Annotated in this window: 22 protein-coding genes; 12 read left to right on the forward strand and 10 right to left on the reverse strand. The window is 63.2% G+C overall.

What is annotated here, in order from left to right; translation table 11 throughout:
* Window positions 1-2 precede the first annotated feature (2 nt).
* Both M5B99_RS16620 and M5B99_RS16625 read left to right on the forward strand, forming a co-directional pair.
* Entirely contained in the window at window positions 3-1,130 is a 1,128-nt protein-coding gene (locus tag M5B99_RS16620; RefSeq protein WP_248805061.1) for an acyl-CoA dehydrogenase, read from the forward strand.
* A gap of 15 nt (window positions 1,131-1,145) precedes the next feature.
* Complete coding sequence (locus tag M5B99_RS16625; protein WP_248805062.1) at window positions 1,146-1,919, forward strand: enoyl-CoA hydratase; 774 nt, start codon at window positions 1,146-1,148, stop codon at window positions 1,917-1,919.
* Between the two features lie 179 nt (window positions 1,920-2,098).
* On the opposite strand, the gene M5B99_RS16630 is transcribed toward M5B99_RS16625, so the two are convergent.
* Together M5B99_RS16630 and M5B99_RS16635 are read right to left on the reverse strand one after the other, a co-directional pair.
* On the reverse strand, window positions 2,099-3,250 hold the full coding sequence (locus M5B99_RS16630; protein ID WP_248805063.1) for an acyl-CoA dehydrogenase family protein: 1,152 nt from the start codon (window positions 3,248-3,250) through the stop codon (window positions 2,099-2,101).
* A 3-nt stretch (window positions 3,251-3,253) separates the two neighbouring features.
* On the reverse strand, window positions 3,254-4,360 hold the full coding sequence (locus M5B99_RS16635) for an enoyl-CoA hydratase/isomerase family protein (protein ID WP_248805064.1): 1,107 nt from the start codon (window positions 4,358-4,360) through the stop codon (window positions 3,254-3,256).
* A gap of 496 nt (window positions 4,361-4,856) precedes the next feature.
* Here M5B99_RS16635 and M5B99_RS16640 point away from each other — a divergent pair, with 496 nt between their 5' ends.
* From M5B99_RS16640 to M5B99_RS16685, 10 genes are all read left to right on the forward strand, one after another.
* A complete protein-coding gene (locus M5B99_RS16640; protein ID WP_248805065.1) occupies window positions 4,857-5,636 on the forward strand; it encodes a transporter substrate-binding domain-containing protein in 780 nt (259 codons plus the stop codon).
* A 61-nt stretch (window positions 5,637-5,697) separates the two neighbouring features.
* On the forward strand, window positions 5,698-6,423 hold the full coding sequence (locus tag M5B99_RS16645; RefSeq protein ID WP_248805112.1) for an ABC transporter permease: 726 nt from the start codon (window positions 5,698-5,700) through the stop codon (window positions 6,421-6,423).
* Complete coding sequence (locus tag M5B99_RS16650) at window positions 6,420-7,130, forward strand: ABC transporter permease (protein ID WP_177101921.1); 711 nt, start codon at window positions 6,420-6,422, stop codon at window positions 7,128-7,130. Before M5B99_RS16645 ends, M5B99_RS16650 begins: the two co-directional genes overlap by 4 nt.
* A 164-nt stretch (window positions 7,131-7,294) precedes the next feature.
* Entirely contained in the window at window positions 7,295-8,056 is a 762-nt protein-coding gene (locus M5B99_RS16655; RefSeq protein WP_248805066.1) for an ABC transporter ATP-binding protein, read from the forward strand.
* 12 nt (window positions 8,057-8,068) lie between these two features.
* Window positions 8,069-8,548 (forward strand): Lrp/AsnC family transcriptional regulator, encoded by a 480-nt coding sequence (locus M5B99_RS16660; protein ID WP_248805067.1) that lies wholly within the window; start codon window positions 8,069-8,071, stop codon window positions 8,546-8,548.
* 306 nt (window positions 8,549-8,854) lie between these two features.
* Complete coding sequence (gene ctlX, locus M5B99_RS16665) at window positions 8,855-9,793, forward strand: citrulline utilization hydrolase CtlX (RefSeq protein WP_248805068.1); 939 nt, start codon at window positions 8,855-8,857, stop codon at window positions 9,791-9,793.
* On the forward strand, window positions 9,790-10,824 hold the full coding sequence (gene astA / locus M5B99_RS16670; protein ID WP_248805069.1) for an arginine N-succinyltransferase: 1,035 nt from the start codon (window positions 9,790-9,792) through the stop codon (window positions 10,822-10,824). The genes ctlX and astA overlap by 4 nt, the downstream gene beginning before the upstream one ends.
* 194 nt (window positions 10,825-11,018) lie before the next feature.
* Entirely contained in the window at window positions 11,019-12,302 is a 1,284-nt protein-coding gene (locus tag M5B99_RS16675) for a hypothetical protein (RefSeq protein WP_248805070.1), read from the forward strand.
* A 110-nt stretch (window positions 12,303-12,412) separates the two neighbouring features.
* Window positions 12,413-12,916, forward strand: coding sequence for a hypothetical protein (locus M5B99_RS16680; protein ID WP_248805071.1), 504 nt, complete (start codon window positions 12,413-12,415; stop codon window positions 12,914-12,916).
* 99 nt (window positions 12,917-13,015) lie between these two features.
* Window positions 13,016-14,512 carry a tyrosinase family protein gene (locus tag M5B99_RS16685; RefSeq protein WP_248805072.1) on the forward strand — a complete coding sequence of 499 codons (1,497 nt, stop codon included), beginning with the start codon at window positions 13,016-13,018 and terminating at the stop codon, window positions 14,510-14,512.
* A gap of 47 nt (window positions 14,513-14,559) precedes the next feature.
* Here M5B99_RS16685 and M5B99_RS16690 read toward each other — a convergent pair whose 3' ends face one another.
* From M5B99_RS16690 to M5B99_RS16725, 8 genes are all read right to left on the reverse strand, one after another.
* Window positions 14,560-16,515: an acetoacetate--CoA ligase gene (locus tag M5B99_RS16690; RefSeq protein ID WP_248805073.1), complete on the reverse strand. Its 1,956-nt coding sequence runs from the start codon at window positions 16,513-16,515 to the stop codon at window positions 14,560-14,562.
* A gap of 177 nt (window positions 16,516-16,692) precedes the next feature.
* Window positions 16,693-17,463, reverse strand: coding sequence for a 3-hydroxybutyrate dehydrogenase (hbdH, locus tag M5B99_RS16695; protein ID WP_248805074.1), 771 nt, complete (start codon window positions 17,461-17,463; stop codon window positions 16,693-16,695).
* 10 nt (window positions 17,464-17,473) lie between these two features.
* Complete coding sequence (locus tag M5B99_RS16700; RefSeq protein ID WP_248805075.1) at window positions 17,474-18,865, reverse strand: GntP family permease; 1,392 nt, start codon at window positions 18,863-18,865, stop codon at window positions 17,474-17,476.
* 331 nt (window positions 18,866-19,196) lie between these two features.
* Window positions 19,197-20,612, reverse strand: a complete 1,416-nt coding sequence (locus M5B99_RS16705; protein WP_248805076.1) for a sigma-54 interaction domain-containing protein — start codon at window positions 20,610-20,612, stop codon at window positions 19,197-19,199.
* Between the two features lie 34 nt (window positions 20,613-20,646).
* On the reverse strand, window positions 20,647-22,227 hold the full coding sequence (locus M5B99_RS16710; protein ID WP_248805077.1) for an ABC transporter ATP-binding protein: 1,581 nt from the start codon (window positions 22,225-22,227) through the stop codon (window positions 20,647-20,649).
* 14 nt (window positions 22,228-22,241) lie between these two features.
* Window positions 22,242-23,264, reverse strand: a complete 1,023-nt coding sequence (locus M5B99_RS16715; protein WP_248805078.1) for an ABC transporter permease — start codon at window positions 23,262-23,264, stop codon at window positions 22,242-22,244.
* Entirely contained in the window at window positions 23,264-24,325 is a 1,062-nt protein-coding gene (locus M5B99_RS16720) for a microcin C ABC transporter permease YejB (RefSeq protein WP_248805079.1), read from the reverse strand. Before M5B99_RS16720 ends, M5B99_RS16715 begins: the two co-directional genes overlap by 1 nt.
* A complete protein-coding gene (locus M5B99_RS16725) occupies window positions 24,325-26,190 on the reverse strand; it encodes an extracellular solute-binding protein (RefSeq protein WP_248805080.1) in 1,866 nt (621 codons plus the stop codon). Before M5B99_RS16725 ends, M5B99_RS16720 begins: the two co-directional genes overlap by 1 nt.
* Window positions 26,191-26,297 lie beyond the last annotated feature (107 nt).

Here is a 26,297-nt window from a genome sequence, read left to right on the forward strand (position 1 = left end):
TCATGTTACCCACCGATGAGCAACAACAAATCGCCGAAGCGGCCCGGGATTTTTCCCAGGAACGCCTGAAACCCTTCGCCGCCGAATGGGACCGCGAGCACCGCTTTCCGAAAGAGGCCATCGGCGAAATGGCCGGGCTGGGCTTTTTCGGCATGCTGGTCCCGGAACAGTGGGGCGGCTGCGACACCGGCTACCTGGCCTACGCCATGGCCCTGGAAGAAATCGCCGCCGGCGACGGTGCCTGCTCGACCATCATGAGTGTGCACAACTCGGTCGGCTGCGTGCCGATCCTCAAGCTCGGCAGCGAGGAGCAGAAAGCCCGTTTCCTCCCGGCACTGGCCAGCGGCGCCATGCTCGGTGCCTTTGCCCTGACCGAGCCCCAGGCCGGCTCCGATGCCAGTGGCCTGAAAACCCGTGCCAAGCTGGTGGGCGACCATTACGTGCTTAATGGCTGCAAGCAGTTCATCACCTCCGGGCAGAACGCCGGGGTGGTGATCGTCTTCGCGGTGACCGATCCAGACGCGGGTAAACGCGGGATCAGCGCCTTTATTGTGCCCACTGATTCACCGGGCTATATCGTCGCCCGGGTCGAGGACAAGCTTGGCCAGCATGCCTCCGACACCTGCCAGATCCTCTTCGAGGATGTGCAGGTGCCGGTGGCCAACCGCCTGGGCGAGGAGGGCGAGGGCTACCGCATTGCCTTGGCCAACCTGGAAGGCGGCCGTGTCGGCATCGCCGCGCAATCGGTGGGCATGGCCCGGGCCGCCTTCGAGGCCGCCCGCGACTATGCCCGCGAGCGGGAAAGTTTCGGCAAGGCGCTGATCGAGCATCAGGCCGTGGCCTTCCGCCTGGCGGACATGGCCACCCAGATTGCCGTAGCCCGGCAGATGGTGCACTACGCGGCGGCCCTGCGTGACAGCGGCAAGCCGGCGCTGGTGGAGGCCTCCATGGCCAAGCTGTTTGCTTCGGAAATGGCCGAGAAAGTCTGCTCGCAAGCCTTGCAAACCCTGGGCGGCTATGGCTATTTGAGCGACTTCCCGTTGGAGCGGATCTATCGCGACGTGCGGGTCTGCCAGATTTACGAAGGCACCAGCGACATTCAGCGCATGGTCATTTCGCGCAACCTGTGATCAAGGAATCTATCGATGAGTTATGAAACCATTCTGCTGGAAATCAAGGACCGTGTCGGCCTGATTACCCTGAACCGCCCGCAGGCGCTCAACGCCCTGAACGCCCAGATCATCAGCGAGTTGAACCAGGCGCTGGATGCACTGGAAGCTGATCCGAACATTGGCTGCATCGTGCTGACGGGCTCGAAAAAGGCCTTTGCGGCCGGGGCCGATATCAAGGAAATGGCCGAGCTGACCTACCCGCGTATCTATATGGACGACCTGTTCAGCGATAGCGACCGGGTGGCCAACCGACGCAAGCCGATTATCGCCGCGGTGTCCGGTTTTGCCTTGGGTGGCGGTTGTGAGCTGGCCCTGATGTGCGACTTTATCCTGGCCGGCGACAACGCCAAGTTCGGTCAGCCGGAAATCAACCTCGGGGTGCTGCCGGGCATGGGCGGCACCCAGCGCCTGACCCGCGCGGTGGGCAAGGCCAAGGCCATGGAAATGTGCCTGACCGGGCGTTTTATCGATGCGCTGGAAGCCGAACGTTGCGGTATCGTGGCGCGGATTGTGCCGACCGACGAGTTGCTGGAGGAAGCGCTGAAGGTGGCGGCGTTGATTGCCAGCAAGTCGGTGCCGATCAGCATGATGGTCAAGGAAAGCGTCAACCGCGCCTTCGAGGTCAGCCTGTCGGAAGGTGTGCGTTTCGAGCGCCGGGTGTTCCATGCGGCGTTTGCGACCCAGGATCAGAAGGAAGGCATGGCGGCGTTTATCGCCAAGCGCGAGGCGCGGTTCAAGGACAGTTGAGCCGCAGGAGGATTGGGTAGGGTGGATTAGTGTGGCGAGCGGGCTTGCCCGCGCTCGGCTGCGCAGCAGTCGTAAAACCGCTCATCTCGGTCTGTCTGATAGACCGGGTTCGATGGTTTTAGGGGCGCTTCGCACCCCAGCGCGGGCAAGCCCGCTCGCCACAAGGCCGTGCTCTGCGGTTACACCAGGTAGTGCTTCAGTTCCCGCGCGATCAGCATCCGCTGAATCTCGCTCGATCCTTCATAGATCTGCGTGATCCGCGCATCGCGGTAATACCGCTCCACCGGATAATCTTCCAGATACCCATAGCCACCATGAATCTGCATGGCCGAGGAGCAGACCTTCTCGGCCATTTCCGAGGCGAACAGCTTGGCTTGTGAGGCTTCCGACAGGCATGGCTGCCCGGCACTGCGCAGGCGCGCCGCATGCAGGATCAGCAGGCGTGTGGCATTGATCCGGGTGTGCATGTCGGCCAGCAGGTTGGCGATGCTCTGGTGCTCGATAATCGGCTTGTCGAACTGCACCCGTTCCCGCGCATAGGCCAGCGCCGCCTCGAACGCGGCCCGGGCGATGCCCAGCGCCTGGGCGGCGATGCCGATGCGACCACCTTCCAGGTTCGACAGGGCAATCGCCAGGCCCTTGCCGCGCTCGCCCAACAGGTTGGCCTCGGGCACGCGGCACTGGTTGAGGGTCACCGCGCAGGTGTCGGAGGCGCGAATACCCATCTTGTGTTCGGTACGGTCGACGATAAAGCCCGGTGTATCAGTCGGTACCAGAAACGCGGAGAGGCCTTTCTTGCCCAGATTCGGATCGGTGACGGCAAAGACAATCGCCAGTTCGGCACGCTTGCCGTTGCTGACGAACTGCTTGGCGCCATTGATGACCCATTCGCCGTCCTTCAATTCAGCACGGGTCCGCAGGTTGTGGGCCTCGGAGCCGGCCTGGGGTTCGGTGAGGCAGAAGCAACCGATGGCCTGGCCGGTGGCGAGGCGCTCCAGCCAGATCTCCTTCTGGGCCTGGCTGCCGTAGTTGAGGACCGGCCCGCAGCCGACCGAGTTGTGAATGCTCATCAGCGCGCCGGTGGCGCCGTCGCCGGCGGAAATCTCTTCCACGGCCAGGGCATAGGCCACGTAGTCGACATAGGTCCCGCCCCATTCCTCGGGCACGACCATGCCCAGCAGGCCCAACTCGCCCATCTTGGCGACCAGGCCGTCATCGATCCAGCCGGCTTTTTCCCAGGCCTGGGCGTGAGGCGCGATCTCGCCACGGGCGAAGTCCCGGGCCATGTCGCGGATCATTACTTGTTCTTCGCTCAGTTCGATATCGTGCATGGTTCAGTTCCCGCTTGTGTCGAGGCCATGGAAAAAGCTGGCGACATGCTCGGCATCCAGTTCGCGCAGGGTCGGTGGGTTCCAGTGTGGGGATTTGTCCTTGTCGATCAGCAGGGCGCGCACGCCCTCCATCAGGTCGCCACGGTCGAACCACTGGCGATCCAGGTGCAGCTCCAGGGCGAAGCAGTCTTCCAGGGCCAGATGGCGGCCGCGCCGAAGCATTTCCAGGGTCACCGCCATGGCCAGGGGCGAGCGGGTCTCCAGCAGGTCGGCGGTTTCCCGGGCCCATTCATGGCTGTCGGCGACGGTCACTTCACGCAACTGCTCGACCATGCTCGGTACATCCGGCAGGGCGAAGAAGTGGTCGATGGCCGGACGCAATGCGTCCAGCGGCGCATCGGGCAGGGTTTGCACGGCGAGTTTTGCCAGCAGGCCCTGGAGGTCCTTGAGCGGCGTTTCGTGCCATTGCAAGCGGTCGAGGCGTTCGTCCAGTTGGGCCAGTTTGTCGCTGGTCAGGTACCAATCGGCCAGCCCGCAGTAGAGGGCGTCGGCGGCGCGGATCTGCACGCCGGCAACTCCCAGGTAGATGCCCAGTTCACCGGGAATCCGTGGGAGGAAATGACTGCCGCCGACATCCGGGAAGTAGCCGATGCCGACTTCCGGCATGGCCAGTCGACTGCGCTCGGTGACCACTCGCAGGTCGGCGCCTTGCACCAGCCCCATGCCGCCACCCAGGACAAAGCCGTCCATCAGCGCCAGAACCGGTTTGCGGTAGTGGTGGATCGCCAGGTCCAGGGCGTATTCCTCGACGAAGAAGTCTTCGTGCAGGCACCCGCCGCTTTGGTAGCTGTCATACAGCGAGCGGATATCGCCGCCGGCACAGAAGGCCCGCTCACCGGCACCGCGCAAGACCACCGCGTTCACCTCGGGGTCGTGGGCCCAGGCGTCGAGCTGTTGGTGCAGGGCGCGGATCATGTCCAGGGTCAGGGCATTGAGGCCGGCGGGGCGGTTGAGGGTCAGGTGGCCGATATGGTTGCGCACGTCGGCCAGGACATCGGCGTCGGCGCTGTCGAACTCTGGGGTGGCGGAGGATGAAACCCTAGCAGTCATTGCTAACTCCCTGCTTTTATTGTCTTTTTTGGTGTGTTCGGCGGGTGAACGATGCCCGATCGTAACAGTGCAAATTTGCCGTGTACAACTGGAATAATCGCAAGTTGAATCTGCATTTTTGCCTGGGCCGATTGCACTCGCATACGCCGTCCCTAGACCTTAGCCGGGCCTGGGCTTCAAAGCGAATCACGCCGCCTCCGGGCAACACGTCGCGACAGGATCGGCTGTGAGTGTCCCGCCACGGGCTTCTTCCGGCTGTTTCGGTGTGGTCTTACGACACCCGCTTGGTGTCTTGAGTTGGCATTCTGGCCTCCTTGCGACGATGTTCCTCCGAGCGTCTGCAAGAGGACGAGCCCCGATCCTTGCGGGTCCGGGCTTATTCCATAACAACAAGAACGATCGCGCGGCATTGACCGCGACCATTCTCTGCCCCTGTCCAAAAGCGTGTCGGCCTGCGCCGGCACGCGATAACTCCAAATAATCCGGGACTCTGAAGATGACTCATACATGGCTGACCTTACCTGTGCTGGCATTGGCGCTTTGTTGTGGCGGCGCAAGCGCCAAGGAATGGAAAGAGCTGCGCTTTGGCACCAATCCGTCTTACCCGCCGTTTGAATCGAGCACCGCCGACGGTGGCGTGCAGGGCTTCGGCATCGACCTGGGCAATGCTATTTGCGCCGAGCTGAAGCTCAAATGCGTCTGGGTCAGCAATGATTTCGACGGGCTGATCCCGGCACTCAAGGCCGGCAAGTTCGACGCCATCGAGTCGTCGATGACCGTCACCGAGCCGCGCAAGAAGCAGATCGACTTCACCGACAGGCTTTACGCCGGCCCGACTGCCATCGTCACCCGCAAGGACTCGGGGCTGCAACCGAGCGCCGAATCCCTCAAGGGCAAGACCATCGGCTATATGCAGGGCACGATCCAGGAGGCCTATGCCAAGGCGCGCCTGGCGCCGGGCGGGGTAAAGATCCGTGCCTACCAGAATCAGGACCAGGTCTACGCCGACCTGGTCTACGGTCGTCTCGACGGCTCGATCCAGGACAAGCTGCAAGCCGAGATGAGTTTCCTCAAGTCGCCCCAGGGCGAGGCCTTCCAGAACAGCGTGGCGATCAGCGACCCGATGATCCCGACGGACATCGCCATTGGTGTACGCCAAGGCAACGACGAGCTGAAACGCATGCTCAACGCTGCGATCAAGGCGCTGCACGAGAAGGGCATCTACGCCCAACTGCAGAAGAAATACTTCGGCGACCTGGACCTCTACAACAACTGATCCCAGCGACCATGACCCCCGTGCGGCGGTGGGTCGTGGCGATGGAACACGGGTGATCGATGTGACGACCTTTCTCGAACTCTTCGGCCTGGACGCTTCCGGCCTGCAGGGCTATGGCCCGCTGCTGTTGCATGGCGTGTGGGTCACCGCCCAGCTCTCGGCGCTGTCGCTGCTGGTGAGCATGATCCTGGGCTTGCTCGGTGCCACGGCGAGGTTGTCGCCGCTGCGGCTGCTCAACCTGCCGGCGACCCTCTACACCACGCTGATCCGCGGTATTCCCGACCTGGTGCTGATGCTGCTGATTTTCTACAGCCTGCAGGGTTGGCTCAGTCATCTGACCGAGGCCATGGGCTGGCCCTACCTGGAAATCGATCCCTTCGTGGCGGGCGTGGTGACCCTGGGCTTTATCTATGGCGCGTATTTCAGCGAGACCTTTCGTGGCGCGATCCTGAGCGTGCCCCAGGGCCAGACCGAGGCCGCGACGGCGTATGGGCTAAGCGCCTGGCAGCGGTTTCGCTGTGTGGTCTTCCCGCAGATGATGCGTTTCGCCTTGCCGAGCCTGGGCAATAACTGGCTGGTTTTGCTCAAGGCCACGGCGCTGGTGTCGATCATTGGCCTCGCCGACCTGGTCAAGGTCGCTCAGGACGCCGGTAAAAGCACCTTCAACATGATGTATTTCCTGGTGCTGGCGGCGTTGCTCTATCTGCTGATCACCAGCGCTTCGAACTATGTGCTGCGTCGTCTGGAGCGACGTTTCAACCTTGGTGTGCGGGAGTCGGCGCGATGATCGAGTTGTTCCGGGAATACTGGCAACCTTTCCTGTTCACTGACGGCGAGGGCCTGACGGGCCTGGCCATGACCCTGTGGCTATTGTGCGCCAGCATTGCCATTGGTTTCGTGCTGTCCTTGCCGTTGGCGTTGCTGCGGGTGTCGCGCAACCCGTTGTTGCGCTGGCCGGTACAGGCCTTCACCTATGTCTTTCGCGGCACGCCGCTCTATATCCAGCTGCTGATCTGCTACAGCGGCGTCTACGGCATGGCGGTGGTCCGTGAACAGCCCTTGCTGGAAGCTTTTTTCCGCGATGCGATGAACTGCACCTTGCTGGCGTTCGTGCTTAACACCTGTGCCTACACCGTGGAGATTTTCGCCGGGGCGATTCGCAGCATTCCCTACGGTGAAATCGAGGCGGCCCACGCCTATGGCCTGAGCGGCTGGCGCCTGGCCGTGCGCTTGATCCTGCCGTCTGCGTTGCGCCGGGCGCTGCCGTACTACGGCAATGAAGTGATCCTGATGTTGCACGCGACGTCGGTGGCGTTTACCGCGACCATCCCGGACATCCTCAAGGTCGCCCGGGACGCCAACTCCGCGACCTTCATGACTTTCCAGGCCTTCGGGATTGCCGGGTTGCTCTATCTGGGCCTGTCCTTCGGGCTGGTGGGTGTGTTCCGGCTGGCGGAGCGGCGCTGGCTGGGCTTCCTCGGCCCGGCGCACTGACCCCAATCAATCGTGTAAACACCACACAACCTGGAGGAGCCGGTTTGCTGGCGATGGCATCCTCGAATTCAACGCTGGATTCACTGACCTCATCGCCAGCAAGCCGGCTCCTACAAGGAGCGTGTTTCTCCCATTTTTCCAGGGTCGTGACCCCGGAGTAGTCCATGTACAAATTGAATATCGAAAACCTCTACAAGCGCTTCGGCGATAACGAAGTCCTCAAGGGCGTATCGCTCCAGGCCCGCTCCGGCGATGTGGTGAGCATGATCGGCGCCAGCGGCTCGGGCAAAAGTACCATGCTGCGCTGCATCAATTTCCTCGAACGCGCCGACGAAGGTCGCATCGAGCTGGACGGCGAGTTGATCGCCACCCATCCGGCGCCGGGCGGCATGAAGGTCACCAGTCCGGCACAATTGCAGCGCCTGCGCACCCGACTGGCCATGGTGTTCCAGCATTTCAACCTGTGGAGCCACCTGACGGTGCTGGAGAATATTGTCCTGGCACCGTGCCGGGTTCTGGGGGTGGCGCGCAAGGATGCCGAGGAGCGGGCCCGGGCCTATCTCGACAAGGTCGGCTTGCCCCAGCGGGTGGCCGGGCAGCATCCGGCGTTTCTCTCCGGCGGCCAGCAGCAACGGGTGGCGATTGCCCGGGCCCTGGCCATGGAGCCGCAGATCCTGCTGTTCGACGAACCGACCTCGGCGCTCGACCCGGAGTTGGTGGGCGAGGTCTTGAAAGTGATTCAGGCGCTGGCCGAGGAAGGTCGTACAATGCTCATGGTAACGCACGAGATGGGCTTTGCCCGGCAGGTCTCCAGCCAGGTGCTGTTCCTCCATCAAGGTCGGGTCGAAGAGCAGGGCGATGCCCGGATGCTCGACCATCCGCAAAGCGAGCGTTTGCAACAGTTTCTTTCTGGCCGTTTGAAGTGAGGCAAGCCATTCATGGCGGATATTCGTGACCTGTCGATCGTCCTGGATCGCATCGACCAGGCAATTATCGAGGTGTTGCGCCACGATGGGCGTATCACCTACCAGAAGCTCTCCGAGCGTGTGCACCTGACGCCCCGGCCTTGCCTGGAGCGGGTACGCAAGCTGGAGCAGTTGGGTGTGATCCGCGGTTACGGGGCGATTCTCGACGAGAAGAAACTCTCGGCGGGCCTGTCGCTGCTGGTGCTGGTGGCGTTATCGAACCAGAGCGGGCGGGCGGCGCAGAAGGCCTTCGAGGCCAAGACCCGGGCCTGCCCCCAGGTACTGGAGTGTCGCTTGATCAGCGGCGCGTTCGACTACAGCCTGCGCATGCGTTGTCGCGACATGGAACATTACCGGGTCCTGACGGAAACCTGGCTGGAGGACCCGGAGCTGCATATCGACAAGCTGGTCAGTCATCCTGAGCTGGCGATGGTCAAGACCTCGATGGCGTAGCGAGGGACCGCGTTATCGTTCTTCGCGGCAGCGCGGCGTCCCGACCAGCTCCGCTCCCTCAGGACCTCGGTTGTATGCTGATTTTGAAGAGGACACCGACATTGTGGGAGCGGAGCTTGCCCGCGAAAAGGGCCTTGAGGGCGAGGCTGATGTTCATTCTTGCAACGTATTTCAGCCGCTCGCCGATTCTGCTGCACCACGCCAATCTTTCAGCCGTTTCCAGCCTTCGCCGCCGACTTATCAACCGGGTTTTTCCCCGCCTCGAACAGACAATGAGCACCTCAACCCCTCATTGAATTCGTGCCCATGCAAACCACCCACACCGTCTTGATGGTTCGTCCGGCGAGCTTTGCCTTCAATCCCGATACCGCCGCCAACAACCGCTTCCAGCAGCAGGCCCAGATCGACGAAAACGTCCAGCAGCAGGCCCTCGAGGAGTTCGACCAGTATGTCGCGACCTTGCGCGCCCACGACGTCGAGGTCCTGGTGCACCACGACCGTGCCTTGCCGCATACCCCGGACTCGATCTTTCCCAATAATTGCTGGAGCAGTCATCCCGACGGCACTCTGGTGATCTATCCGATGCAGGGGCATAACCGCCGCCTGGAGCGCCACAAGGGGGTGCTCGACTGGCTGCGTGAACAGCACCAGGTGTTGCACTGCGTGGACTTTTCCGGCCTGGAGGCCGAGGGCCTGTTTGTCGAAGGCACCGGCAGCATGGTCTTCGACCGCGAACAGCGAATCTGCTACGCCGGCTATTCCACTCGCACCCATGCCGCGGCCTTGCAGCCAGTGCTCGATCACCTCGGTTATGAGCTCTGCGGGTTCAATGCCGTGGACCGGGCCGGCGTGCCGATCTACCACACCAATGTGATGATGAGCGTCGGCCGACATCTGGCCGTGGTCTGCCTGCAGGCTGTCAGCGATCAGACCGAGCGCGAAGGCCTGCGCCAGCGCCTGGAGTCCAGCGGCAAGGAAGTCCTGGCCCTGGACTGGAAGCAGCTGGAGTCCTTCGCCGGCAACATGCTGGAAGTGCACAGCCGCCGGGGCGAGCCGCTACTGGTGATGTCGCGCACGGCCTGGGCGGCGCTCGACGCCGGGCAACGACGACAAGTCGAACGCCATGCCACGCCCTTGCCGGTCAAGATCGACACCATCGAACGCATTGGCGGCGGCAGTGCCCGTTGCATGCTCGCCGAAGTCTTCTTGCCCAGGCATCCCGTCACCGTGGAGTGCGCCCGATGATTGTCCGTCCCGCGCGCCTGTCCGACCTTCCTGCCTTGCTGTGCCTGGCGCAAAGCGCCGGCGCCGGCCTGACCACATTGCCCGCCGATCCGCAGCGCCTGCACCATCGTCTGGAGTGGGCGCAGAAGACCTTCGCCGGCATCGCCGAGCGCGGCGATGCCGACTACCTGTTCGTCCTTGAGGCCGCTGAGGGCGAAGTCGTGGGTATCTGCGCCCTGGCTGGCGCTGTCGGCCTGCGCGAGCCCTGGTACAACTACCGGGTCGGCCTGTTGGTTGCGGCGTCGAAAAACCTGTCGATCAACCAGCATCTGCCGACCCTGTTCCTGGGCAACGACATGACCGGACATTCCGAACTGTGCTCGCTGTTCCTCGGTGCCAATCATCGCGAGGGCCTGAACGGCCGGCTGTTGTCCAAGGCGCGCTTTTTGTTCCTCGCCGAATTCCGCGAATGCTTCGGCGACAAGGTGATCGCCGAGATGCGCGGTTATTCCGACGAGCAGGGCATCTCCCCATTCTGGGAGGGGCTGGGGCGACACTTCTTCAAGATGGATTTCGCCGACGCCGACTTCCTTACCGGCCAGGGCAACAAGACCTTTATCGCCGAACTGATGCCCAAGTTCCCGCTGCCCACCTGCCTGCTGCCGAAAACCGCGCAGGCGGTGATCGGCCGGGTCCACCCCAATACTGAACCGGCGCTGGGCATGCTCAAGGCCGAAGGGTTCGGCTTCAAGGACTACGTCGATATCTTCGACGGCGGGCCGTTGATCGAGTGCGCCACTGATGAAATCCGCGCCGTGCGCGACAGTCGGGTACTGGTACTGAGCATCGGTACGCCCGGCGAGCAGGCCGAGCCATACCTGATCCATAACCGCCAGTTCGCCGAGTGCCGGATTGCCGCCGCACCGGCCCGGATCGCCGCCGGGACCCTGGTGGTCGAGGCCCGGACCGCCAGGGAGCTGGGACTGGAGGCGGGGGCTTCGGTGCGCGCCGTGACCCTGTCGGCGCGCCGTGCGCAACAGGCTGCCGCCTAGCCTGTTGCTGCGCTGAAACGTGTCGAACGCTCGGGGGAATGGGAAAGGACCGCAAAGTCAGTGTTCTGGCTCGGAAAAACGCCGCAACTGTCATTTCTGACAGTTGTGGCGCGCGCGGATGAAGGATTGAATACCCGGCAGCCCTGCCTGTCGGCACGGCAGGCAGGGCTGCCAACCCCAGGGGGGATCCGCTCATGATACTGGAGGAACTGCGAGGCTATCGACTTGGCCCGGCGGGCGAAGCGGATTCGACGTTTGGGCAGTCGGGCACGGTCAGGTTGCAGTTCCCAGGTTGTCTATCGAGCCTGGCCAATGACGTGCTGGCCTGTGCCGATGGCAAGGTCCTGGTGGTACTCAAGGTAGGTTTCGCCGACGGTTGTCGTTTTGGCCTGGCACGCCTGCATGAGGACGGCGCGCCGGACGCTTCCTTCGGTGACGGCGGATTTGTCTGTGGCCGCTTCCAGGCCGGTGTCGAGGCCATGGCCAGCAGCGCGCAACTGCTCGCCGATGGACGCATCCTGCTGTTCGGCCTGCATTATCTCGACCATGAGCATACCTTGCCGGGCGTGGCGCGTTTCAACGCCGACGGGTGCCCGGACCCGACCTTTGGCGAGCAGGGTGTGAAAGTGCTGCGTTTGCCCGGCGGGCTCGCCGAGGGACCGCGGGACGGATGGTTGCCGCCGGGGTTGCCGGGTGTCGAAGCCTGTGCGGGCGCCGTGCAGGAGGACGGCAAGATCCTGCTGGTCGCTAATCACTCTTACACCTTCGCCGATTATTTCGGGCTGTTGATCCGTCTGCAGCCCGACGGCACCTTGGACCCGACATTCAACGGGCGCGGCTTTGTCGTGGTACGGCATCTGTTGATGAGCTCCTGGCTGAGCTGTGTCCGGGTCCAGACCGACGGCAAGATCCTGGTGGGCGGCTCGGTGGATTTTCCCCAGTTGGGACTGATGGTGCGCTACGAGGCTGACGGTCGTCTCGATCATGGCTTTGGCGACCGGGGGTTTCTCTCGTTCGGTTTTGCCGGAGCCAGTTCCCTGGTGACGAAATTGGCCATTGGCAACGATGGGCGACTGCTTTGTGTCGGTAACCGTTTCAATCCCATGTGCGGGGCCTTGCAAAGGTTTAGCCCCGAGGGCGCCACGGACCAGGGTTTCAATGAGGCCGATGTCCTCCAGCTCGACATCGACACGTCGGCCAGTATTTGGGCCGGTCTCGCTGTCCAACCCGATGGTTCGATTCTGGTGGCCGGCTCGACGGTGAAGGGATTTGGCTCGGACTTCGTCCTGGTGCGTTACCTGGCCGACGGACAGTTGGACCGGGACTTCGCCGGCGGGCGCGGCTGGGTGCGCACCAGCCTGGGCCGCAGCCTGGATACCGTCACCGCCCTGGCCGTGCAAAACGATGGGCGAATCCTGGTGGCCGGCCATTCATTGTTCGGCAGTTTCAGGGCGGTGGTGGTGCGTTACCGGGGCTGATCGGCTTGCGCGGGGCACGCGACCGTTGGGCTGCCAGCTCGCTGCGCGAGCCTGGAGGTGCCATAGTGAAATGGGATAGATGTAAAAACGCTCCGTTGCGGAGGGTGGGTATGTGGCGGTTCAGCCTGTTGTTTGGAATGACCCTGGCGTTGTCGTCCTCGGTGTTGGCGGACGATATGCTCTATGACGTTGCACAACCGGTCGAACTCGGCGTCGGCAGAACCCTGGTCGTGCTGCAGGCCTCGACACCCTCCGATCAGGGGCTGGCGTCCTGGATGGGGCGAGGGCCATTGGTCCTGGCCTTGTCTGGTATCTGGGCGGCCGAAGCGCCGGCGGTCGCCTATCATCTCTACCTTGATCTGCCCCAGGACAGCATTCCCGGTATTGACGACCCCGGTTACCTGGGGGGACTGAATTTTTATGACACCCCCGACCACTACGTGGCCGAGAATCCCAAACGGCTCAGTTTTCTGCTCGACCAGGCGCTGGTCCGCTTGCGCGAGGCCGGGCGGTTGACGCAGCCGCCGACGTTGACCTTCATTCCTGTTCGCCCCGAAGAGCCTGGCTACTCGCCCCGGGTCGAGCATGTCTCGATCGTCAGGACATCGGACTGATGTAAAAGTTCCCACTTTTGTGGAGGAAAACCCCTTCGCTGACTACCCTGAGCTTGCTGTTGATTGTGGAGATCAATTCGTACGGCTCAAGGAGTGAATATGACTATCAGTCGAAGGAAGGTGCTGAAGGCGGGGCTTGTGGGCGGCGGGATGGCGATGTTGCCATTTGGTCTTGTAAAAAATGCCTGGGCGGCTCAAGGCAAGACACTGACGCGTTACAACGTACTGTCCGCGGAAGGGCAGAAGATGTTGGAGATTTATGCCGACGCCGTGAAGAAAATGATGGCCAAGGATCCCAAGGACCCGCTGTCCTGGACCTTTCAGTGGTACACCCATGCGATGCCCAAGGAGCGACCCAAGGCCGAGACCATCGAGAAGATCTACGGCCCTGCCAGCAGTCCGAACAAGGAATTGGCGAAGGCCATGTGGTGGACCTGCGAACCCCACGCCAGCAAAAACTCCGACGCCTTCCTGCCGTGGCACCGCATGTATGTGTTGTATTTCGAGCAGATCATCCGCGCCGTTTCGGGCCGGCCTGATTTCACGCTGCCGTACTGGGATTACACCGGTCCCTATAGCGCCAGCGGCAACAACTACAGCGTCATGCCCAAGCAGTTTCTGCTGGAGAAGGACCCGTTGTGGAGCTCCCTTTATCGGCCCGATCGCAATCCGGGTTCGAATGCCGGGAAGCCCGTGGTCGATTGGGGCGACCCGCTCGACCTGTCCTGCATGAAGTGGCCTAATTACAGCGACAAGGGGACGGTGGCGGGGTTCTGTTCCAACATCAATGGCAACCCTCATGGCGCCCTGCACGATAACGTCGGTAATCAGATCGGCATGGGCCAGGTGCCTTGGGCGGGGAACGATCCGATTTTCTGGTTGCACCATGCCAATATCGACCGTATCTGGGCCAGTTGGAACAAGAGCGGCGGCAAGAACCCGAATGACAGCGCCTTCCTGAACGAGACCTGGGTCTTTGCCGATGGGGCGGGCAAGGGCGTCAAGGTCAAGGTCGGAGAAGTGCTCGACACCACGACCCTGGCCTATCCCTACATCTATGCCGAGTATGCCGAGCGTCCCGCGGACAGCCTGCCGTTCCCCTCCGCCCAGAAAAGCTTCCAGCTGCGTGCCGCCAGTGCCGCTCCCGGGGCTTCGGCCAAGGCGATTGCCCTGGGCGGCAAGGCCACCAGCGTGGTGTTGCAGGCGCCCGTCGCCAGCAATGCGTCCAAGTCCTTTGGCGCGCAGCTCAAGGCGCTGCCTTCCAGTAGCGTCTACGCCTTGTCGTTCGATGCAATCGGGGCGAGTGACGAGCCGGGCAACAGCTACCTGGTCTATCTGGGGCTACCGGCCGGTGCCGCGCCGACGCCGGAGTACCTGGTGGGCGGTATCAGTATGTTCGGGGTTGGCTTGCAGGGCATGCACGGAGGACATCATGCCACCTCCACGCGTGTCAGCTTCCTCGTCGGCGAGCGCATACAGACGCTGCTCGCCGCCGGGGGGCTGGAGACGGCGCCCGCGGTGACGCTGGTGCCCAATGGTGAGCCAAGACCCGGCTCCGCGCCGACGATTGGCAGCATCACCTTGCAGTCTCTGTAGGTCCGGCACCCTGGCAGGGGCTGGTCAGCCGGCCCCTGTCGTTGGCTTCAGGACTGCAGCTCCGTTCTATCCCTGAACTGTTCCAGTGCTTCGGGATTGGCCAGGGCGTCGGTGTTTTTCACGACCTGCCCGTGCACCACGTTACGGACCGCGAGCTCGACGATCTTGCCGCTGAGCGTGCGTGGAATATCCGTGACCGCGAGGATCTTCGCCGGCACATGGCGCGGCGTGGTATTGGCGCGGATCACCTGGCGGATCTGCTGCTCCAGGGCATCATCGAGTTCGACACCCTCGCGCAGACGGACGAACAGTACCACCCGCACATCGTCCTGCCATTGCTGGCCGATGGCAATGCTCTCCAGTACCGCTTCGACCTTTTCCACCTGCCGATAGATTTCCGCCGTGCCGATACGCACGCCGCCGGGGTTGAGCACGGCGTCAGAGCGACCGTGGATCACCATGCCACCGTCGGCGAACTCCTCGGCATAGTCGCCCTGGGCCCAGACCCCGGGAAACTGGCTGAAATATGAGGCCTTGAGCTTCTCGCCCTGGGGGTCGTTCCACAAGCCCACCGGGATGGCCGGAAAGTGCCGGGTGCAGACCAACTCGCCCTTGGCCTCGAGCACCGGCTGACCGCTGTCGTCCCAGACCTCCACCGCCATGCCCAGGCTCTTGCCCTGCATCCGGCCGCGTACCACGGGCAGTGTCGGATTACCGCTGACGAAGCAGGAGACGATATCGGTGCCGCCGGACATGGAGGACAGGCAGAGCTCTTCCTTGATCTGGCGATAGACGTAGTCGTAGCTGCGCAGCGACAACGGCGAGCCAGTGCACAGCAGGGTTTTCAGGCTATCCAGGCGATGGCTCTGGCGCGGGTCGAGCCCGGCGTCCTCCAGGGCGGCGAGGTACTTGGGGCTGGTGCCGAAGGCGCTGATGCCTTCGCTGTCGATCAGGTCGAGCAGGCGTTGCGGGCCAGGGTGAAACGGCGAGCCGTCGTAGAGCACGAGGGTGGCGCCGACCGCGAGGCCCGAGACCAGCCAGTTCCACATCATCCAGCCGCAGGTGGTGTAGTAGAACAGGCAGTCGTCGCGGCCCAGGTCAACATGCAGGCCGTGTTCCTTGAGGTGTTGCAGCAAGACCCCGCCGGTGCTGTGGACGATGCACTTGGGCACCCCGGTGGTGCCGCTGGAATAAAGGATGTAGAGCGGATGAGCGAACGGCACGGGAGTGAATTCGGGATCGCCGCCGGCCTGGTAGAAGTCGTTCCACAAGGTCACTCGGGCCTGGGTGTGGAAGTCTTCTGCGCGAGTCTCGGGGCGGGCGTAAGGGACGATCACCAGTTGCTGCAAATCGGGCAGGCGTTCGAGGATTTCGTTGAGCTTGGCGGTCTGGTCGATCAGCTTGCCGGCGTAGCGATAGCCGGCGCAGGTAATCAGCACCTTGGGCTCGATCTGGCCGAAGCGGTCGATCACGCCTTGGGTGCCGAAGTCCGGCGAGGAGCAGGACCAGATCGCCCCGAGGCTGGTAGTGGCGAGCATGCCCACCAGGGTTTGCCAGGTGTTGGGCATGCAGGCCGCGACCCGGTCGCCAAGGCCGACGCCGGCGGCCCGCAGGCTTTTTTGCAGGCCCGCGACCTCGGCGGCGAGCTCGGCGTGGCTCAGGGTTTCCCGGCGCCCGTCTTCGCTGACGGCGATCACCGCCAGGTGCGCGTCGCGGCGGCGCAGCAGGTGTTCGGCGAAGTTCAGGGTCGCGCCTGGGAACCACTGGGCGCTGGGCATCTGCGGACCTTCGCGCAGTATGGCGTTGGCCGGGGTGTGGAACTCGACATCGAAGAAATCGACGATGGCCTGCCAGAAGGCCTCCCGCCGGTCGATGCTGAAACGGTGCAGGGCGGCGTAGTCGCCCAGTTGCAGATCGTGACGATGATTGACGAAGCGCCGGAAGGCTTCGATCCGGGTCTTGCTGACACGCTCGGCGCCGGGGCGCCAGAGGACTTCTGCCATGGTCTTTCCTTTGTTGTTTTTCTAACCGATCTTTGACAGCGCACGATCATTGTGGGAGCTGAGCTTGCTCGCGAAGGGGCCGCGAGAACGCCAAAAGCTTCGTCGGGACGTCGCCCGGACCAAGCTCCGCTCCCACAAGTCATGGGCTGTTTTCGAGATCCGATCTCAGGCAATCAACTATTGTGCCAACCAGCCCCCATCGATATTCCACGCCGCGCCGCGCACCTGGCTGGCGGCCTCGCTGCACAGGAACAGCACCAGCTCGCCCAGCTGTGACGGGGTGACGAACTCCAGCGACGGTTGCTTCTCCGCTAGCAGATCGTGTTGTGCCTGTTGCGGATCGACCCCGCTGGCGGCGCGGTCGTCGATCTGTTTCTGCACCAGTGGGGTGAGCACCCAGCCCGGGCAGATGGCATTGCAGGTGACGTTGCTGGTGGCGGTTTCCAGGCCGACCACCTTGGTCAGGCCGATCACCCCATGCTTGGCCGCCACATAGGCGGCCTTACCCACCGAACCGACCTGGCCATGCACCGAGGCGATATTGACGATTCGCCCCCAACCCTTGGCGCGCATGCCCGGCAGCGCCAGGCGCGTGCTGTGGAATACCGACGACAGGTTGATGGCAATGATCGCGTCCCAGCGTTCCACCGGGAAGTCTTCCACGCTGGCGACATGCTGGATCCCGGCATTGTTGACCAGGATATCCACGCCGCCGAACTCGCGCTCGGCGTAGGCGAACATCTCGGCGATTTGTGCCGGGTCGCTGACATCGGCCGGGTGATGGCCGACCCGAGCGCCAAACTGTTCGACCTCGGCGATCACCGCGGCGGCATCACCAAAGCCGTTGAGCACCACGTTGGCCCCGGCCCGGGCCAGGCCCAGGGCGATGCCCAGGCCGATGCCGCTGGTAGAGCCGGTGACCAGGGCGGTTTTACCTTTGAGACTCATAGTCGATTCCTCAGACGATGCCGGTGGCATAGAAGGTTGCGATCACCACGAAGACCGCCACGGTCTTGATCAGGGTAATGCAGAAAATATCCTTGTAGGCTTCCCGGTGGGTCAGCCCGGTGACGGCCAGCAGGGTGATGACCGCGCCGTTATGGGGCAGGGTGTCCATGCCGCCGCTGGCCATGGCCGCGACCCGGTGCAGGACTTCCAACGGGATATTCGCGGCGTGGGCGGCGCTGATGAAGCTGTCGGACATCGCCGCCAGGGCGATGCTCATGCCGCCGGAAGCCGAACCGGTGATCCCCGCCAGCAGGGTGACGGTGATGGCCTCGTTGACCAGCGGATTGGGAATGCTCTTGAGCCAGTCGGCCAGCACCAGGAAACCCGGCAGCGAGGCGATGACCGCGCCGAAGCCGTATTCCGAGGCGGTATTCATCGCCGCCAGCAGGGCACCGCCCACCGCGCTCTTGCTGCCTTCGGCGAGTTTGCCGCGAATGGCCCGGAAGCCGAAGATCAAGACCATGATGATGCCCACCAGCAGCGCGGCCTGCACCGCCCAGATGGCGGTCAGCTTGGCGATGTCGGTCTGTACCGGCGTGGCCATGCCCGCCAGGCTGAGGGTGTGGGTCTTGCCGTACCAGAGCGGAATCCAGTGGGTGAACAGCAGGTTCATGATACCCACCAGCAACAGCGGCGAGAGGGCGACCCAGGGGTTGGGCAACTGGATATCCTCGGCGGTTTCCGGTTCGTTGCGTAGCTCCGTGCCATAGCCTTCGCCCGCACGCTGGGCCTTGTTGCGCTGGCGCTGCAGGAACAGCATGCCGGCGCAGAACACGAAGATCGTGCCGATCAGCCCCAGCCAGGGCGCGGCCCAGGCGGTGGTGTTGAAGAAAGTGCTGGGAATGATGTTCTGGATCTGCGGTGTGCCGGGCAGGGCATCCATGGTGAAGGAGAACGCACCGAGGGCAATGGTCGCCGGCATCAGGCGCTTGGGAATGTTGCTCTGGCGGAACATCTCGGCGGCGAAGGGGTAGACCGCGAACACCACCACGAACAGCGAGACACCGCCGTAGGTGAGCAGGGCGCAGACCAGCACGATCACCAGCATCGCCTGACGGGTGCCGAACAGGCGGATGGCGGCGGCGACGATGGCGCGTGAGAAACCGGACAGCTCGATCAGCTTGCCGAACACCGCGCCTAGCAGGAACACCGGGAAATAGAGTTTGACGAAGCCGACCATCTTATCCATGAACACCCCGGTGAAGGCGGGGGCGACGGCGGAAGGGTCGGTGAGCAGGACGGCGCCGAGGGCGGCGATGGGGGCGAACAGGATGACGCTGTAGCCACGGTAGGCCGCCAGCATCAGTAATGCCAGCGCCGCGAGGGCGATGATCACACTCATGGTGTGTCTCCAAAATTGTTATTTTTGTAGGTTAGGTCTGAATCTCCAGTAGGGATTGCGAGTTTTGTGCCATTTATTTAAGTTGTTGAAGTTAAAGGGATTTATTGTTTTTTCATAGTGGTGGATTATGAGGTTGTCTCTGAAGTGAGACAACTTGGTTGTCGAATTGAACAGGAGGGTGTCCCGGCTGTCAGGACCCCGACTTCCTGTGGGAGCGGAGCTTGCCCGCGAATACGGACCACGCGGTGTTTCAGGGGGACCGAGTTATCGTTCTTCGCGGGCAAGCTCCGCTCCCACAGGAGGTTGTCTCTATTTGGGGATTGTTGTCTCTCTATTGAGATTGAGAGAGGCCCAAGGCAAGCATTTTCTTGTACAGGGTCGATCTACCCAAGCCCAGCCTGTGTGCGGCGTCTTCCACTTTTCCTGCACACTGCGCAAGAGTCGTCTCGATCAACTGTCGATCAAAACGCTCCCGGGCCGCGCTGAACGTTTCGTTGCCCGACGGCTCCAGGGCCCGCACCGGCGGCCGTTCCAACGCCTTGAACGTACCAATCGCCCCATGAATATCCGCCGCATTCAACACCTGCGCATCGCTCAACAGTGCCGCCCGTTCCAGCACATTGCGCAGTTCGCGGACATTCCCCGGCCAGGCGTGTCGGCCCAGCAGTTCCAGGGCCTGCGCCGTCAGCTCATGATGGCTGCGCAGCTCCTCGAGAATCGCTTCGCTCAACGCCGGCAAGTCTTCCAGGCGCTCGCGCAGAGGCGGCACCTGAATCGGCAGGACGTTAAGCCGGTAATACAGATCCGCGCGAAACTCGCCGCGCTGGATGGCTACCTCAAGGTCGGTCGAAGTGGCGGCGATCACCCGCACATCGCTGCGCAGCACCTCGTTGGAACCCACCGGTTCGAACTCCTTCTCCTGCAACACCCGCAACAGCTTGCTTTGCAGCGGCAGCGGCATATCGCCGATCTCATCGAGAAACAGCGTACCGCCCTGGGCGATCTGCAACTTGCCGGGACGGCCCTTGCGGTCCGCACCGGTAAAGGCCCCCGGCGCGGTGCCAAAGAACTCAGCCTCCAGCAAGGTCTCCGGAATCGCCGCGCTGTTGATGCTGACGAAGGCCTTGTGCGCCCGTGACGAAGCACTGTGAATCGCTTGGGCGAGCAGTTCCTTGCCGGTGCCGGTTTCCCCCAGCAGCAGGACCGGCGAGTCGCTGCTGGCGCCACGCCGGGCCCGGCGCTTGACCTCCAGGCTGGCGGCGCTGGTGCCGATAAAATGCGCGAAGTTGTATTTGGTCTGCCGCGAGCGCAGCAGCGAGCGGGTCGAGGCCAGCTCGGCCTGCATGCCCTGGTAGCGCTTGAGCAGCGGTGACAGGCTGCGCAGTTCGTCGAACAGGGCGAAGCCGATGGCGCCGATCACCGCGCCGGCGGCGTCGTGGATCGGTAGGCGCATGACCACCAGGGGGTCCTTGGGCGTGTCCTGCATATCCAGGAGAATCGGCTGGCCGGTGCGTACCACTTGGCGCAACAGGCTACCGGGAATCACGCTCTCGCAAGCGCGGCCGATGGCTTCGCCGGCATTGGCCAGGCCAAAGCGCCGGGCATAGCGTTCATTCATCCAGACGATATTCGCGTCACGGTCGACGATCACCGTGCCCTCGCTGGATTGCTCGATGATTTCGAACAGCGAACGAATCGCCAGCAGGCGAACCTGCTGGTAGTCCTTGAGGCTTGCGGTGTCGGTCATGGCGGTTGTCCGTTGCCGGCGTGGCGGCGAGCGATCAGGTCGGGACTGGCCGGGTGGCGGCGAGCAGTTCCCGAGTATAGGGATGCTGTGGGGCGTCGAACACCGCGCAGGTGCTGCCGCGCTCGATCACCTGACCGTCCCTGATCACGATCAGGTCATGGGCCAGGGCGCGCACCACCGACAGGTCATGGCTGATGAACAGGTAGGTCAGGCCGTATTTTTCCTGGAGGTCGCGCAGCAGGGCGACCACCTGTTTCTGTACCGTGCGGTCCAGTGCCGAGGTTGGTTCGTCGAGCAGGATCAGCGCGGGTTTGAGCACCAGGGCGCGGGCAATGGCGATGCGCTGGCGTTGGCCTCCGGAAAACTCGTGGGGGTAGCGGTGGCGACTCTGTGGGTCGAGGCCGACCTCTTGCAGCACGCGAATCACCTGGGCCTCGCATTCGGCGGGGGTGTTGGCGCAGTGCACTTCCAGGCCTTCGCTGATGATCTGGGCCACTGACATGCGTGGGCTGAGGCTACCGAACGGGTCCTGGAACACCACCTGCATCTGTTTGCGCCAGGGTCGCAGCTGTTTCTGATTGAGGCCGTCGAGGGCCTGCCCCTGGAAGCGGATGCTGCCCTTGGAGTCCAGCAGGCGCAGGATCGCCTGGCCAAGAGTGGACTTGCCGGAGCCGGATTCGCCGACAATGCCCAGGGTCTTGCCGCGCTGCACGCTGAGGCTGATGCCATCCACGGCGCGCAGGTATTCCTTGCGCTGGAACAGCCCGCCGGCGATCTGGAAGCGCACTTGCATGTCCTCGACCCGTAGCACCACCTCGCGCTCGTCCAGCGGCAGTGGTTTGCCCGCCGGTTCGGCGTCGAGCAACAGATGACTGTAGGGATGGGTGGGATGCTGGAACAGCGTTTCGCAGTCCGCCTGTTCGACGATTTCCCCGGCCTTCATCACGCAGACCCTCTGGGCGATGCTGCGCACCAGGTTGAGGTCATGGCTGATCAGCAGCAGCGACATGCCCAGGCGTTGTTGCAGCGATCTGAGCAGCGAGAGGATCTTGCGCTGTACCGTGACGTCGAGGGCGGTGGTCGGTTCGTCGGCGATCAGCAGCTGTGGCTCGCAGGCCAGGGCCATGGCGATCATCACCCGCTGGCGTTGCCCGCCGGAGAGTTGATGGGGGTAGGCCTTGAGGCGCTCCCGGGGGTTCTGCAGACCGACCATTTCCAGCAGTTCGATGATCCGCGTCTGCGCCGCCTTGCCGCCAAGGCCCTTGTGCAGCATGAGAGTTTCGCCGATCTGCTTTTCCACGCTGTGCAGCGGGTTGAGGGAGGTCATCGGCTCCTGAAAGATCATTGCGATACGATCGCCGCGCAGGCTGCGCAGGGTGCTGTCATCGGCTCCCAGCAATTCCTGGCCGCGATAACGCACGCTGCCGCTGGACTGGCAGCCACTGCGCGGCAACAGCTGCAGGATCGAGTGCGCGGTGACCGACTTGCCCGAACCGGACTCGCCGACCAGCGCCAGGCACTCGCCGGGACGGATGTCCAGGCACAGGTCACGCACTGCCGGCTGGCCATTGAAGGCGACATTGAGGTGGCGGATTTCAATCAAGTTGTCGGTCATCGCGGGCGCCTGGTTCATGAGCGGGGGTCGAAGGCATCGCGTAGCGCCTCGCCGATAAACACCAGCAGCGACAGGATCAGCGCCAGGGTGAAGAAAGCGGTGAAGCCCAGCCAGGGGGCTTGCAGGTTCTGCTTGCCCTGGCCGATCAACTCGCCCAGGGAGGCGCTGCCGGCGGGCATGCCGAAGCCGAGGAAATCCAGGGCCGTCAGGGTCGAAATGGCCCCGGTGAGAATGAACGGCAGGTAGGTCAGGGTGGCGTTCATGGCATTGGGCAGGATATGCCGCAGGATGATCTTGCGGTCGGTCAGGCCCAGGGCCCGGGCTGCCTTGACATACTCCAGGTTGCGGCCGCGGAGGAATTCGGCGCGCACCACGTCGACCAGGGCCAGCCAGGAGAACAACGCCATGATCCCCAGCAGCCACCAGAAGTTCGGTTCAACGAAACCGGACAGGATGATCAGCAGGTAGAGCACCGGCAGACCGGACCAGACTTCGAGCAAACGCTGGCCGAGCAGGTCGACCCAGCCACCGTAGTAGCCTTGCAAAGCGCCGGCGGCAACGCCGATCAGGGCGCTGATGGCGGTCAGGGCGAGGGCGAACAGAATCGACACCCGGGCGCCGAAGATCACCCGCGCCAGCACGTCCCGGGCCTGGTCGTCGGTGCCCAGCCAGTTTTCCCGGGTGGGCGGGCTGGGGGCGGGCGTATTGAGGTCATAGTTGGGCGTATCGGCACCGAACGGGATCGGCGGGAACAGCATCCAGCCGCCATCCTTGGTAATCAGTTGGCGCACGTAGTCGCTGCGGTAGTCGGCCTGGAACGGCAACTGGCCGCCGAATTCCTGTTCGGTGTAGCGCTTGAACGCCGGGAAATACAGCGAGCCCTGGTAACTGAGCACCAGCGGCTTGTCGTTGGCGATCAGTTCGCCGCAAAGGCTCAGGGCGAACAGCGCGACAAACAGCCACAACGACCACCAGCCGCGACGATTGGCCTTGAAACGGTCGAGCCGGCGCCGACTCACGGGCGAGAGTCTGAGCATCAGGCGCTCCTCGAGGCGAAGTCGATACGCGGGTCGACCAGGGTGTAGCAAAGGTCGCCGATGAGTTTTATCAGCAGGCCGAACAGGGTGAAGATGAACAGGGAACCGAATACCACCGGATAGTCCCGCGACACCGCCGCCTCGTAGCTCAGGCGGCCGAGGCCGTCGAGGGAGAAAATCACCTCGATCAGCAGGGAGCCGGCGAAGAACACGCTGATAAAGGCCTGGGGAATGCCTGAGACCACCAGCAGCATGGCGTTGCGAAACACATGGCCGTAGAGCACACGCCGTTCGCTCATACCCTTGGCCCTGGCCGTCACCACGTACTGGCGGGTGATTTCATTGAGGAAGGAGTTCTTGGTGAGCATGGTCAGGGTGGCGAAACCACCGATTACCAGCGAGGTCACCGGCAGCACCAGGTGCCAGAAATAGTCGGCGATCTTGCCCAGGGTCGAGAGCTGGTCGAAGTTTTCCGAGACCAGCCCGCGCACCGGGAACCAGTTCAGCGAGGTGCCGCCGGCGAACGCCACGATCAGCAGCATGGCGAACAGGAATGCCGGCATGGCGTAGCCGATGACGATGGCGGTGCTGCTCCAGACATCGAAGCGGCTGCCGTTATGGGTGGCCTTGCGGATGCCCAGGGGAATCGACACCAGGTAGGTGATCAGCGTGGCCCAGAGTCCGAGGGAAATGGTCACCGGCATCTTGTCCAGGATCAGGTCGGTGACTTCGGCGCCGCGAAAGAAGCTCTTGCCGAAGTCCAGGCTGGCGTAGTGCTTGAGCATCAACCAGAAGCGCTCGGGGGCCGGTTTGTCGAAGCCGTACTGGCGTTCGATGTCGGCGATCAGCTTGGGGTCCAGGCCGCGGCTGGCCCGCGAGGCGCCTTGCAGTGTGTCGCTGCCCCCGCCGAGGGCTCCACCGCCGCCGATACCCTGCAAGCGGGCAATGGCCTGTTCTACCGGGCCGCCGGGGGCAGCCTGGACGATGACGAAGTTGACCAGCAGGATCATCAGCAGCGTCGGGATGATCAGTAGCAGTCGTCGCAGGGTGTACGCCAGCATCAGTGCTGTCCTCCGGAGCTGCCGCGCTTGATCAGCTCGGCGGTCATCTGTTCGTTGGTCAGCGCGGTCGGGCTGACTTCCCACCAGGTTTCGACGGCGGGGTCATTGCTGGCCTGCTCCTTGGGAATACCGAAGCGGTTCCACCAGACCGTCGAGGTGCCCGGCGGGTAGTAGTTGGGAATCCAGTAGTAGTTCCATTGCAGCACCCGGTCCAGGGCGTGGGCGTAGCTGAGCATCCGCGGCTGGGTATCGGCCTTGATCAGGCCATTGATCAGGGTGTCCACGGCGGGGTTTTTCAGGACCATGAAGTTGCTCGATCCGGGGTCGTTGGCCGCCGCGGAACCGAAGTAGTTGTACAGCTCGATGCCCGGCGAGGTAGTGACCGGGTAGCCGCTGACGATCATGTCATAGTCGCGGGCCTTGAGGCGGTTGACATACTGCGAGGCGTCAATGCGACGGATGTCCATGCGGATGCCGATCTGCGCCAGGTTGCGCTTATAGGGCAGCAGCAATCGCTCCATGCCGTTCTGGGCATTGAGGAAGGTGAAGCTCAGCGGTTCGCCCTGGGCGTTGACCAGGCGATCACCATCGGGTTTCCAACCGGCTTGTTCCAGCAGGGCCAGAGCCTGCAGTTGCTTGTCCCGCAGGTTACCGCTGGCGTCGGTTTTCGGTGCTTCGAAGACTTTGCTGAAAACTTCGTCGGGAATCTGTCCGCGCAGCGGTTCGAGGATCGCCAGTTCCGCCTGGTCGGGCAACTGCCGGGCGGCCAGAGCGGTGTTGGAGAAGAAGCTCTGCTGGCGGATGTACATATTGCGCATCATCTGCCGGTTGCTCCATTCGAAGTCCCAGAGCATGGCCAGGGCCTCGCGCACCCGGCGGTCCTGGAACAGCGGTTTTTGCAGGTTGAACAGGTAGCCCTGGGCGGCTTGCGGCGCCTCCTGTGCCAGATGGGCCTTCTGCAGGCGGCCATCGGTGAGGGCCGGGCTGTCGTAGCCGATGGAGTAGCCGGTGGCGGAAAACTCGCGGTTATAGTCATAGGCACCGCCACGCAGGACCTGGCGGGCGACGTCGGTATCACCGAAGAACTCGATGGTGACACGGTCGAAGTTGTACAGGCCGCGGCTCACCGGCAGGTCCTTGGCCCACCAGTCGGGGTTGCGGCTGAAGGTGATACTGCGTCCGGAGTCGACCTTGCTCACCTTGTAGGGGCCGCTGCCCAGTGGGGCTTCATAGCCGCCGCCGTTGGCGAAGTCACGGGTCTTCCACCAGTGCTCCGGTAGTATCGGCAGGCTGGCGATATCCAGTGGCAATGAGCGGTTGTCGTTGTTCTTGAAGTCGAAACGGACCTGGGTCGGCGACTCGACCTCGACGTCTTTCACCGCTTCGAACTGCATGCGGTAGCTGAGGCTGCCCTGGGTCATCAGCAGGTTGTAGGTGTAGCGCACGTCTTCGGCGGTGATCGGCGTGCCGTCGGCGAAGCGGGCCTTGGGGTTCAGGTAGAAACGCAGGGACAGGCCGTCATCGCCGCGCTGCATTTTTTCCGCCACCAGGCCGTAGACGGTGTAGGGCTCGTCCAGGGAGCGCACGGCCAACGGCGAGTAGATCCAGCCGTCGATCTGGGTGACGCCGGTGCCTTTGTCGACATAGGGCAGGATATGGTCGAACTGGCCGATCTCGATGGCCGAGCGGCGCAGGCTGCCGCCTTTGGGGGCGCGCGGGTTGGCGTAGTTGAAATGGCTGAAGCCGGCGGGGTATTTGGCTGGTTCGCCGTAGACGGTCAACGCGTGCTGCGCGGGGGCGGCGTTGGCGGACAGGCCGGGAAAAAGGCTCAGGGCGGTGAGTAGCAGGGATAGGGCCAGTCGCATCTTCAGCCTTAGAAGCCGGTTCGGAGTATCAGGGAGATCATTCAATATAGCGAGGGGGCAAGCCCTAATGCTGATCAGTTGAGGCTGAACGCGGTCCCTGTGGGAGC

It is taken from the genome of Pseudomonas sp. MWU13-2100 (assembly GCF_023242365.1).
Classification (GTDB): domain Bacteria; phylum Pseudomonadota; class Gammaproteobacteria; order Pseudomonadales; family Pseudomonadaceae; genus Aquipseudomonas.

Excerpts from the sequence above, each read along its gene's own strand:
- M5B99_RS16620 (WP_248805061.1), top strand. The coding sequence starts at position 3 with ATGTTACCCACCGATGAGCAACAACAAATCGCCGAAGCGGCCCGGGAT.
- M5B99_RS16625 (WP_248805062.1), top strand. The coding sequence starts at position 1,146 with ATGAGTTATGAAACCATTCTGCTGGAAATCAAGGACCGTGTCGGCCTG.
- M5B99_RS16630 (WP_248805063.1), bottom strand. The coding sequence starts at position 3,250 with ATGCACGATATCGAACTGAGCGAAGAACAAGTAATGATCCGCGACATG.
- M5B99_RS16635 (WP_248805064.1), bottom strand. The coding sequence starts at position 4,360 with ATGACTGCTAGGGTTTCATCCTCCGCCACCCCAGAGTTCGACAGCGCC.
- M5B99_RS16640 (WP_248805065.1), top strand. The coding sequence starts at position 4,857 with ATGACTCATACATGGCTGACCTTACCTGTGCTGGCATTGGCGCTTTGT.
- M5B99_RS16650 (WP_177101921.1), top strand. The coding sequence starts at position 6,420 with ATGATCGAGTTGTTCCGGGAATACTGGCAACCTTTCCTGTTCACTGAC.
- M5B99_RS16655 (WP_248805066.1), top strand. The coding sequence starts at position 7,295 with ATGTACAAATTGAATATCGAAAACCTCTACAAGCGCTTCGGCGATAAC.
- M5B99_RS16660 (WP_248805067.1), top strand. The coding sequence starts at position 8,069 with ATGGCGGATATTCGTGACCTGTCGATCGTCCTGGATCGCATCGACCAG.
- ctlX (WP_248805068.1), top strand. The coding sequence starts at position 8,855 with ATGCAAACCACCCACACCGTCTTGATGGTTCGTCCGGCGAGCTTTGCC.
- astA (WP_248805069.1), top strand. The coding sequence starts at position 9,790 with ATGATTGTCCGTCCCGCGCGCCTGTCCGACCTTCCTGCCTTGCTGTGC.
- M5B99_RS16675 (WP_248805070.1), top strand. The coding sequence starts at position 11,019 with ATGATACTGGAGGAACTGCGAGGCTATCGACTTGGCCCGGCGGGCGAA.
- M5B99_RS16680 (WP_248805071.1), top strand. The coding sequence starts at position 12,413 with ATGTGGCGGTTCAGCCTGTTGTTTGGAATGACCCTGGCGTTGTCGTCC.
- M5B99_RS16685 (WP_248805072.1), top strand. The coding sequence starts at position 13,016 with ATGACTATCAGTCGAAGGAAGGTGCTGAAGGCGGGGCTTGTGGGCGGC.
- M5B99_RS16690 (WP_248805073.1), bottom strand. The coding sequence starts at position 16,515 with ATGGCAGAAGTCCTCTGGCGCCCCGGCGCCGAGCGTGTCAGCAAGACC.
- hbdH (WP_248805074.1), bottom strand. The coding sequence starts at position 17,463 with ATGAGTCTCAAAGGTAAAACCGCCCTGGTCACCGGCTCTACCAGCGGC.
- M5B99_RS16700 (WP_248805075.1), bottom strand. The coding sequence starts at position 18,865 with ATGAGTGTGATCATCGCCCTCGCGGCGCTGGCATTACTGATGCTGGCG.
- M5B99_RS16705 (WP_248805076.1), bottom strand. The coding sequence starts at position 20,612 with ATGACCGACACCGCAAGCCTCAAGGACTACCAGCAGGTTCGCCTGCTG.
- M5B99_RS16710 (WP_248805077.1), bottom strand. The coding sequence starts at position 22,227 with ATGACCGACAACTTGATTGAAATCCGCCACCTCAATGTCGCCTTCAAT.
- M5B99_RS16715 (WP_248805078.1), bottom strand. The coding sequence starts at position 23,264 with ATGCTCAGACTCTCGCCCGTGAGTCGGCGCCGGCTCGACCGTTTCAAG.
- M5B99_RS16720 (WP_248805079.1), bottom strand. The coding sequence starts at position 24,325 with ATGCTGGCGTACACCCTGCGACGACTGCTACTGATCATCCCGACGCTG.
- M5B99_RS16725 (WP_248805080.1), bottom strand. The coding sequence starts at position 26,190 with ATGCGACTGGCCCTATCCCTGCTACTCACCGCCCTGAGCCTTTTTCCC.